Annotated in this window: 3 protein-coding genes and 1 tRNA gene; 3 read left to right on the forward strand and 1 reads right to left on the reverse strand. The window is 66.3% G+C overall.

The genetic code is table 11. From position 1 onward, the window contains the following. A partial coding sequence (locus tag BRAS3809_RS23790; protein ID WP_035657945.1) for a cupredoxin domain-containing protein occupies positions 1-910 on the reverse strand: 910 nt, incomplete at its 3' end. Between the two features lie 187 nt (positions 911-1,097). On the opposite strand from BRAS3809_RS23790, the gene BRAS3809_RS23795 reads away from it, so the two are divergent. The 3 genes from BRAS3809_RS23795 (at position 1,098) to BRAS3809_RS23805 (ending at position 3,644) form a co-directional block, all read left to right on the forward strand. Continuing rightward, a tRNA-Leu gene (locus BRAS3809_RS23795) sits at positions 1,098-1,182 on the forward strand. Between the two features lie 175 nt (positions 1,183-1,357). Continuing rightward, the gene (gene tig, locus BRAS3809_RS23800; protein WP_008964589.1) at positions 1,358-2,713 is read left to right on the forward strand and encodes a trigger factor; all 1,356 of its coding nucleotides are present in this window, start codon (positions 1,358-1,360) and stop codon (positions 2,711-2,713) included. A 298-nt stretch (positions 2,714-3,011) separates the two neighbouring features. After that, positions 3,012-3,644 (forward strand): ATP-dependent Clp protease proteolytic subunit, encoded by a 633-nt coding sequence (locus BRAS3809_RS23805; protein ID WP_006611023.1) that lies wholly within the window; start codon positions 3,012-3,014, stop codon positions 3,642-3,644. The last annotated feature ends 229 nt before the right edge of the window (positions 3,645-3,873 follow it).

The following is a 3,873-nucleotide window of genomic DNA, read 5'->3' on the forward strand; positions in this document are numbered from 1 at the left end:
GGGGCGCTGCGGGTGGCAGTGGCGCTTCGCGCAGCGGCGGCTCCGTCGACAGCGTCAGGCGGGCGATCGGGCGGGCGGCGGTCCCGTCGTGCAGGAACACCTGGAGCGGCGCCTTGGCGGCGGGCATGTCGATGGCCACGTCGGTGCGGCCGCCGGGCGGCAGCACGACGGCGCCGTTGCGGGCGAGGAACGGCTCGGCCGGCTGGCTGTCGATGGCGATCACCCGGACAGCCTCGACGTCAGCGATTTTGATCGCGATCACAGCGCGATGGCAGCCATTGATGAAGCGGAGCCTGACCCGCGCATGGGGGCGCAGCGCGATGTCCGGCTGGAGCTGTCCATTGACGCTGTAGAGCAGCTCGGCGTCCTTGGCGTCGGTTCCCGGCGCGATCGCCGTGCCGTCTGGCTTGATGCGGAAGTCCTCGACCACGAAAACCTCGTCGCGGTCAAAGGTTACCGGCACAGCCTCATCGACGATGACAGGCAGCGGCCGGATCGGTCCGGTGGTTCCGTCCGCCAGCAGCCGCAGATCGAGCAGCCCGGTTCCGGCCCGCGATGCCGCCGCCGCGATGCTGGCGCGGCCGCCGGGGGCCACCGGTCGCTCGATGAGCAACGGCGTGGGCAGCGCGAGGCCGCGGCCCGACAGCGCGGCCGGTATGGCAAGGCCGTTTGCCAGCGCGAGGTCGAGCGAGCTGCCGCGACCGAACCTGAGGACGGCGGCGCCGCCGGCGAGCTGCAGAACCCGGGAGGCCGGCCGGCCGGGGGCGAGCGCCAGAGATTCGGTGCGCCCCTCCAGCGCCACGCTCACCCGTTCGGCAGCCGGCGCGAGCCTCGGCCACGACGTCGCGCAGGCTGCGGCAAAGCCGCCGAGCACGGCCCGGCGGCTGACCCCGTCCCAGCGCTGCGTCATGCGACAAAACATTGTGCGTTGAGGGGGATGCGGATCATCTCGTTTTCCCTTATCTGTGCCGCGAGCTTGGCCGATCGGCCGGGCCGCGGGTGCTCTTTCGGGCCCATTTTTTTGCTGCGGACGGTTTCACGCGTGGTATAAGCCGCGCCGCCCGCGGCATCGCGGCCGGGCTATCGATGCAGTTCACGCGGGCGTGGCGGAACTGGTAGACGCGCTGGATTTAGGTTCCAGTGACGAAAGTTGTGGGGGTTCGAGTCCCTCCGCCCGCACCAAGCGCTTCCTAAGGCGTTTGCCCAAAGTTTCACGGCGCAGCCGCGCTCCTGTCCCAGGAGAGCGGAGGCACCGATCCCACCCGGCGCAAGGCTCGTTGGCCGCGCGTCGTCCACAATTGAATCAGGTGTGTCCGGATCGCAAGGGTTCGGACCGTAGCGGAAGAAGATTGGCGCCATGCAGGTCACAGAAACCTTGTCGGAAGGCTTGAAGCACGAGTTCCAGATCAGCGTTCCGGCGGCGGATCTCGACGCCAAGGCGGATGCCAAGCTGGTCGACCTCAAGGACAAGGTCCGCATCAACGGCTTCCGCCCGGGCAAGGTGCCGGTTGCCCATCTGAAGAAGATCTACGGCAAGTCGGTCATGGCCGAGACCATCGACCAGACGATCCGCGACACCAACACGCAGATCTTCACCGAGCGCGGCTTCCGTCTCGCCACCGAGCCGAAGGTGACGATGCCGACCGAGGAGGCCGAGGTCGAGAAGATCCTGGCCGGCCAGACCGACCTGACCTACACGGTCGCGATCGAGGTTGTCCCGGCGATCACGCTCGCCGACTTCAAGACCTTCGCGGTCGAGAAGCCGGTGGCCGACATCACCGATGCCGACGTCGACGAGGCGATCAAGCGCCTGGCGGATGCCAACCGCAGCTACGCCGCCAAGGCCGAGGGCGCGAAGGCCGCGAGCGGTGACCGCGTGAAGGTCAACTTCAAGGGCACGATCGACGGCGTTGCCTTCGAGGGCGGCACCGGCGAGGGCATCGATGTCGTGATCGGCTCGAACACCTTCATCCCCGGCTTCGAGGATCAGCTGACCGGCATCGCGGTCGGCGAGACCCGCACGCTCAAGGTCACGTTCCCGACCAACTATCTCAACAACGAGCTCGCCGGAAAGGCCGCCGAGTTCGAGACCACCGCGACCGCGATCGAGGCGCCCGAGGACAAGGTCGTCGACGACGAGTTCGCCAAGACGCTCGGCCTGGAATCGCTCGACAAGCTGAAGCAGCTGATGCGCGACCGTCTCGCCGGCGAGTTCGGCCAGGCGACCCGCCAGCGCGTCAAGCGCGCGCTGCTCGACCGCCTCGACGAGACCCACAAGTTCGATGCGCCGCCGTCGCTGATCGACGAGGAGTTCAACCTGATGTGGAACTCGGTGCAGGCCGAGATGAAGTCCAGCGGCAAGACCTTCGCCGACGAGAACACCACCGAGGACAAGGCGAAGGAAGAGTACCGCACCATCGCCGACCGTCGCGTGCGCCTCGGCCTCGTGCTGTCGGAGATCGGCGAGAAGAACAAGATCACCGTGACCGACGACGAGGTCAGCCGCGCCGTGATCGAGCGCGCGCGCTCGATGCCGGGCCGCGAGAAGGAGGTCTGGGACTTCTATCGCAGCAACCCGCAGGCGCTGGCGCAGCTGCGCGCGCCGATCTACGAGGACAAGGTCGTCGACTTCATCCTCGAGCTCGCCAACGTGACCGAGAAGAAGGTCTCGAAGGACGAGCTGTTCAAGGACGACGACGACAAGGCGGCCTGATCGGGCCACCTCTCGTCGGGTTCGCGACATAAGCGCGGGATTAAGGTTGACCGGCGAAAGCGCCGGTCGGCCGAGTTCCGGCGCTGGCCGCCGCCGCGGGAATCAGCTTGAACAGGACAACGGCCTCGCTCGCGGTCGGCCAGGGTATCCGGTCTTGTCACCGGGAAAATGGTCCATATCTGTGGGCTCGGTCTTGAAGTTCTGCATCACGGGGACGCCAGTCCGTCGCTGCTCGTTGAATGAGCCTCACCTGCGGCGGCCGGTCGTCTCAACTGCTGGTCCAACCCTTGGGTGATTCATGCGCGATCCCGTCGAAACCTATATGAACCTTGTGCCCATGGTGGTCGAACAGACCAACCGCGGTGAGCGCGCCTACGACATCTTCTCGCGCCTCCTGAAGGAGCGCATCATCTTCGTGACCGGCCCGGTCGAGGACGGCATGGCGACCCTGATCGTCGCGCAGCTGCTCTTCCTCGAGGCCGAGAACCCGAAGAAGGAGATCGCGATGTACATCAACTCGCCGGGTGGCGTGGTGACGTCGGGTCTCGCGATCTACGACACGATGCAGTTCATCCGTCCGGCGGTGTCGACGCTGTGCACCGGCCAGGCCGCCTCGATGGGCTCGCTGCTGCTGTGCGCCGGCCACAAGGACATGCGCTTCTCGCTGCCGAACTCGCGCATCATGGTTCACCAGCCGTCCGGCGGCTTCCAGGGCCAGGCGACCGACATCATGCTGCACGCCCAGGAGATCCTGAGCCTCAAGAAGCGGCTCAACGAGATCTACGTGAAGCATACCGGCCAGCCCTACAAGGCGATCGAGGATGCGCTGGAGCGCGACAAATTCCTCACCGCGGAAGCGGCCCAGGAATTCGGCCTGATCGACAAGGTGCTCGACAAGCGGCCGGAAGACCCGGCGGCGATGGGCAAGTGAGCGATCGGGGGCCGATCGTCGGCCTCCATCCATGACAGCCGAGCCTTCGCCGGTCTCAGCCGGCGGAGGTGCTGGGGTAGGGTCCCAAAAGGGCCGCAACCCTGCCGTGCAACCGGCAAACAGGCGTGGCAAACACGCAACGTTCAGCCGATTTCGCGTGTTTTTACCGTGTCAAGCCCCAAAATCACGGTAATGTCACGGTCTAGGGTCTGTGCTCCGATTAGCGTAA

Source organism: Bradyrhizobium sp. STM 3809 (assembly GCF_000239795.1).
GTDB lineage: Bacteria > Pseudomonadota > Alphaproteobacteria > Rhizobiales > Xanthobacteraceae > Bradyrhizobium.